Source organism: Clostridium sp. AM58-1XD (assembly GCF_003464085.1).
Lineage (GTDB): Bacteria > Bacillota > Clostridia > Lachnospirales > Lachnospiraceae > Lachnoclostridium_A.
This window is the reverse complement of sequence record NZ_QSDR01000062.1, coordinates 1-6,341: the sequence shown is the minus strand read 5'-3', so window position 1 is coordinate 6,341 and position 6,341 is coordinate 1. Positions and strand designations below refer to the sequence as shown.

The following is a 6,341-nucleotide window of genomic DNA, read 5'->3' as shown; positions in this document are numbered from 1 at the left end:
AAAAAGTCGCAATATAAGATTGTAATATTTTTAGAATGTTCTACGCCATTGATTATAATATCTGTATAATTTTTCTAAACGCTACTACACTCTTTTCATATATGTAATGTAATTCTGAGAATGTCTATTTAATTGAATTTCTGTTAATAATTCATATTGACATCTACCATGTCTAATAGCACAAACCCGGCATTACCGTATGCTATTTTAGGCTAATACCTGATTTCAATCCCTAAAGTTTAATTCTTTGATTATGGAGGTCAAAATCGCGTATAATTATTTTCAATTAGTAATTTTGAATGCCTCATTACCTACCATTGGATAACTTTTATACATAAGTATACAACATATTCCATAAAAGCATATTGCTAATTTAATTATAGCTGATTTCTCAAAAATTCTTTGGTAGAAGCATCTTGCGTTACAGATATCGCTTTTTTAATATTTTCTCTTGCCAGTTCATGTCTCCCTAGAGCATTGTATAGGCTGCTCAATCCGGAATAATAATACCAAACAGTTCCATTATCTTGTATTGCATGTAAATATGCTTTTTCTGAATTTAGATAATCTTGCTTAATTAATAATAACTCTCCCAAGTAGTAATAATACTCTGCTTTTCCATCGATTAGAATTGCATTGTTAATAGAGATTAATGCCTCATCTAGTTCTCCCAGATTAAAGAGTGTGACACTTTGATTGTAAAATAGTCTTGCCGTTTTATACTTTAAAAGTGCCTTTTTTAATATAGTGTTTGCCATGTCATATTTTTTATACTCCATAAACTTTTCAGAAAAGAAGGTATACCGATCAAGCTCTTCTGAGCTTTTGAAGTTTAATACCTTTTCTGCAAAAGAAGTAGCATCCGATTCAGTGAGTAATAATATTTCTAGATACATAAGGCAAAGACCGGTATTTCTCAATAAGCGTTCTGAAACAGGGATCAAATCTAGTTGGTTCTTACATATATCGGTAGTCCCATTTTTTAACAAGAAAAAGTTTTTTTTAATCAGCCAGGCTATGGATGTCTGTTTCTTATATTCAAATTCCATATTAAATACGTCTTCAGAAAATTCTTCTAAAGCAATTTCTTCTACAATTTGTTTTATTCCATATACATCGTTAAGAATATCTCCTATAAGATGACCTGCATAAGGTATATTAATCAAAGTGGCACATGTCCGTTTCTTAATCTGTTCTGCATGAAACCCATCTTCGCTTAAACAGTCATAAAAAATATATCCACTATTGTTTATACAACTGCCATCTTTAATATAATTATGATGAAATTTTATCTTAGAACTCTCATACGCCCACCGCATGTCTCCAGAAATTTCTTGAGGACGAATAGAATACTGCGGACACAGAGTGACAAAAACCGAATGAAGGGCTTCTGAAAAATTTATTGCCCCGAATCCCCCCATACTGCTACCATAAGATACGATTCGTTTATAAAGTTTCGTATCATTCTGAATAATATGAATAACACCTTCCATTTCATCAGATTGAAACCAATCGTTTTTGTTAGTAACTATATGATACTCAGTAAAACCATTTCCTGCAAACAAACCACAAGCAAAGCCCTTTTCAAAATTGGTGGCAATTATCGGATCTTTCGATATGGTATAAGCATTAAAGGTAATAATTGCCACCTGTTTAGTTCCCTGTATTTTTGTTAATCTAATGTCACTTCCTTCAAATAAAATCTCTACATCCATTTATTGACTCCTTATTATTCAAGATAACCATTTAGTCTCGACCCAAGATATCCCTCGTATATACTTTCTCATTTACATCAGATAACATTTTATCATATCGATTGGCAATAATAATTTCCGCATAATTCTTAAACTCTTTTAAATCTTTGATAACTTTTGAACCATAGAATGTACTTTCTGTCATAGTAGGTTCATATACAATTACAGGAATTCCCTTTGCTTTAATTCTTTTCATAATACCTTGTATAGATGACTGCCTAAAATTATCAGAATCCGATTTCATTGTCAGTCGGTAAATACCGACAATTTTGGGATTACGATCGATTATCTGTTCTGCTATAAAATCTTTTCTGGTTCTATTTGCATCTACGATTGCAGTAATAATATTATTAGGGACATCTGCATAATTAGCAAGTAATTGTTTTGTATCCTTTGGAAGGCAGTAGCACCATAACCAAAGGAGGGATTATTATAAAAATCCCCAATCCTAGGATCTAAGGATACACCGGTGATAATCTGTTTTGTATTTAAGCCACGTACCTCAGCATATGTATCTAATTCATTAAAAAAGGCAACCCGCATCGCAAGATATGTATTTGCAAACAATTTAATGGCTTCTGCTTCCGTAGAATTTGTATATAACACAGGAATATCTCTTTTTAAAGCGCCCTCCATCAGTAGACCAGCAAAAACTTTGGCACGATCCGAAGTATCACCAATGACAATTCTGGATGGATAAAGATTATCATAAAGGGCCTTTCCTTCCCGAAGAAATTCTGGTGCGAATACTATATGATCCGTATGAAATTTTTTTCTTAACTCTTTTGTGTACCCAACTGGTACAGTAGACTTAATTATGATAGTTGCATTAGGTTCGATCTTCAGTACGTTATTGACTACATTTTCCACAGAACTTGTATCAAAATAGTTTTTCTTTGGGTCATAATTTGTTGGCGTTGAAACAATTACAAATTCAGCACCATTATATGCTTCGTTCATGTTAAGTGTTGCTTTTAGACTCAAAGATCTGTTTTGCAGGTATTCCTGTAATTCTACATCAATGACAGGCGAAACTTTCTGGTTGATTTTCTCAACTTTATTCTGATCTATATCTAATGCATATACGTCATTATGCTGTGATAATAAAACTGCATTTGACAATCCCACATACCCAGTACCCGCAACTGCAATTTTCATATTCCCGTATCCTTTCTTGTACTGTCTTTAAAAACATGCTTCTTTCCGATAAAATAATTAATAATAATTACAAAAGCAGTAATAAAACATTTACTTAAAAATTTATCACACATCAATAGTTCAACCATTATTATAAGCCCTGCATAATCGATTATCATGGTGAGTCCACGTGCAACTACAAATCGGCAAAACTCTTTAACTAACCCCATATAGCTTCCAGTTTTGCTATGAAAAACGAAATTCTTATTACATACGTAGGCAATCAATTTAACTATTACCAAAGTTATTAAATTAGCATACTTATAATCCAGATTGCACCATAATAACAATTGAAACAGTCCTACATTTAAAGCAGATGTGAGGACTCCGAAAAGTCCATAGCTAACAGTTTCACGATTAATCATTTTTAATAGGAAGCTTTTCTTACTCGTTTGTTCCATTCTGCGTAGTGTCCTTACTGTAATTTATTTTTCTTACATGATATTGGATGTCCTCCAATATTTTACGGTTTGCTGCTATCACATCTGCTTGTAAACCAACAACAATAGTTTGTACCCCCACCATAATTAGACAGGTAGCTAGAATTAATGATTGTATATGTCCATTACCGTAGCCAGTTACAAAATAGTATAAAAAACGTAAGCCAATCCCAATTCCAACAATAATTGGAAAACTCCCCAGAAGAGTAAAAAAGCGTAACGGTTTGTACATCATAAAAGCTCGGATAATTGTCAGCATAGATTTCTTAACATATCCAAACATGCTATTGAAAAGTCTGGAACTCCTCAATTCTGGGTTTGTACGTATTGGGACCGAAACCATTGCAATCTTATCCCGCCCGGCCTGAACGATTGTCTCTAGGGTATATGTATATTCATTTACAACATTCATTCGGAGCGCAGCTTCCCTGCTATATGCCCGAAATCCACTGGGGGCATCTGGGATATCCGAGTTTGAGGCTTTCCTTACAACCCAGCTTCCAAAATGCTGAAGTTTCTTTTTTAAAGGTGAAAAATGCTCCGTGTCATCAATCGGTCTTTCTCCGATAACAATGTCTGCAACTCCATTAATAATAGGACGGACTAATTTTTCAATGTCCTCACCACAGTATTGATTATCGGCATCCGTATTGACTATTATATCGGCCCCATTTTGAAGGCAAGCATCCAGTCCAGCCATAAATCCCTTGGCAAGGCCTTTGTTTTGAAGAAAATTAACAATATATTGTACACCCCAATTGCGAGCAACCTCTACCGTGTTATCTTTGCTCCCATCATTAATTATTAAATATTCAATGATATCAATGCCGTCTATCTGTTTTGGCAAAGCATTCAAAGCTATTTCCAAAGTCTGTGCCTCATTGTAACAGGGTATTTGTATTATTAGTTTCATTTTTTTCTCCTGTGCCTAAAAGCATAATGGTAATTCCTACAATTATCGGAAATACCATAGTTGTTGAGTAAACGTATCGATAACTCTGAGATATCATCGAAACAAACAACGATAAAATATTTGTAGCATAAGGTATATATATGCCCAAAAGGGAATAGCGTTTACGGGATATAATTAATAGCACGCCAAATAGTCCAATTAAATGCATCCAAGCAAACCTCCAAAAAATAATATCGGGACCTCGTTTCGATGTTGATTGTATAACTTTTATCAGTGAATTAGTCAAAGGAGTTTTTCTATAACTCATATAGTCCGCAAAAATCTTTTGTCCTGTTATCATCTCTTGGTTTTTATCGGTAAAATCATCTGTATACTCAGCAATATAAATATAAGAGCCTTCCGGTGTTTTAAATTCCCAAATCATATTTGTTAGTTGAAATATATCCTTGACAACTAAAGGAATATTTTTGACTGCAATTTTTAAATAATTTCTTAGAAATCCATCTTTATATTCAGATAATTTTTGAATGTAAGGGTAGCCTGATACATATGTATTATGAGAATATGCGTGATAATTGTTTTTCCAAAGATCTAAAGGCATAATCTTTTCCATAAATAACAAATCATCACTGTCCAAATTCCCCCCTTCAACATACACTGTCCCCATATTGTGGGCTAGAAAAGAATATGCTACCCCCTCCGGTTTGGGATGTACATCATAAACTTTATAGACCCCTACTTTAATAACAAAAATAATAACCGTAGAGATAATAACTATTTTAAAAGCACTTTTTATTTTTTTTCTTAATAGTACCACTAGGCATATTACTGTAAATATATATGGAACAAAACCGTTGTGTCTGAATAATGCAATAGTGATTAGGGTACAAATTGTTATGGCTATATTGCGCTTTCTAGACAGCCATAACTCCATATCAAGACACATAAATAAAATCTCGTAACTAATGCCTAATATAGCGATAGAATAAGGTATATCCTTCCAAATATTAACAAGCATTACCCCATTAGCAGGAAACAGTGCAAATCCACAGCTAATGATAAAAGCAATCCTCTTCGATAATCCATTCTCGCATAATAACTGTAGTGCTTTTCCAAGAAAATAAATAGAAACAATTATTTGCAATAATACAATTATTGCAGGATTTTTTGAGATAAATCCAATGTACCGAATCAGTAAAGTATGAGCTACCGGATGCCAATCATCAAATATTTTTAATGTAGCCTGCTCGTATTGATTAAATGTATCAACTGAAAAGAGTGCTGGATAAAAGCCAAGGTAATAGACAAACCAGACTAAAGCGCAAGGCCATGTCAATTCAAACCAAGCAAAATAATCAGAGGTCTTCTTTTTTAACGCTTTATCCAAAAGTATTGAAAATATTTTATACACAATTACTAATAATATAACTAATGTAAAGTAATACATTTTTGAAAAGGGACGAGGATGAATTTTATCGGATAAATCAACTAAATACTCTGAGTCCTCCGAGGAATATAAATCATATGCACCTGTTATATTTCCATCTAAATAAACTAGACATGTTCCTGCATTACTGTTAGTCGCAAAAACCACTTTCAAACTTTCATCAATAGTTAAATTCGCAATAAATGCAGATTTTGTTGTGGCTTCATAGGATATGTCTGTTCCCTTAACCCACATCGGATTATTTGTTGCATAATTAGAGACATCTGCTTTCTTCCCATCAATAAAAATTTCTTTTATCTTTATTACTGGTGGATCAGAAGAGAATTCTTCATCTATTGTTTCAATTTTCAAAGTGTGATTAGCATCTCTAAATTTTTGATTATAGCTCTTAGCCCAGGGTAAACCAAGCATAAATAACGTACATACTGCCAAAAGAATCGTTAGGCTCTTAAGCACATATTCATGTAGATTATACCTTAAATAAAAATATATATTTGTGCAGCAAAACATAATGCATAAAACAGTAATTACGTTATCTTTAAAAATAAAAGCAATAACTGAAAAAATAGCAATAAGAAAAGTTAAAAATA

4 protein-coding genes and 1 pseudogene are annotated in these 6,341 nt (G+C 32.9%); all 5 read right to left on the bottom strand.

What is annotated here, in order from left to right:
* Nucleotides 1–377: 377 nt before the first annotated feature.
* A complete protein-coding gene (locus DXA13_RS20420) occupies nt 378–1,715 on the bottom strand; it encodes a hypothetical protein (protein WP_118246829.1) in 1,338 nt (445 codons plus the stop codon).
* Between the two features lie 31 nt (nt 1,716–1,746).
* Nucleotides 1,747–2,912, bottom strand: a pseudogene (locus DXA13_RS20415) (nucleotide sugar dehydrogenase).
* A complete protein-coding gene (locus DXA13_RS20410; protein WP_118246828.1) occupies nt 2,909–3,352 on the bottom strand; it encodes a GtrA family protein in 444 nt (147 codons plus the stop codon). The pseudogene DXA13_RS20415 and the gene DXA13_RS20410 overlap by 4 nt, the downstream one beginning before the upstream one ends.
* Complete coding sequence (locus DXA13_RS20405) at nt 3,336–4,304, bottom strand: glycosyltransferase family 2 protein (protein WP_118246827.1); 969 nt, start codon at nt 4,302–4,304, stop codon at nt 3,336–3,338. The genes DXA13_RS20410 and DXA13_RS20405 overlap by 17 nt, the downstream gene beginning before the upstream one ends.
* Nucleotides 4,270–6,341: hypothetical protein (locus DXA13_RS20400; protein ID WP_181995773.1), on the bottom strand; the 2,072-nt coding region annotated here is incomplete at its 5' end. The genes DXA13_RS20400 and DXA13_RS20405, both read right to left, overlap by 35 nt.

Coding starts and splice junctions, on each gene's coding strand:
- DXA13_RS20420 (WP_118246829.1), bottom strand. CDS start 1,715: ATGGATGTAGAGATTTTATTTGAAGGAAGTGACATTAGATTAACAAAA.
- DXA13_RS20410 (WP_118246828.1), bottom strand. CDS start 3,352: ATGGAACAAACGAGTAAGAAAAGCTTCCTATTAAAAATGATTAATCGT.
- DXA13_RS20405 (WP_118246827.1), bottom strand. CDS start 4,304: ATGAAACTAATAATACAAATACCCTGTTACAATGAGGCACAGACTTTG.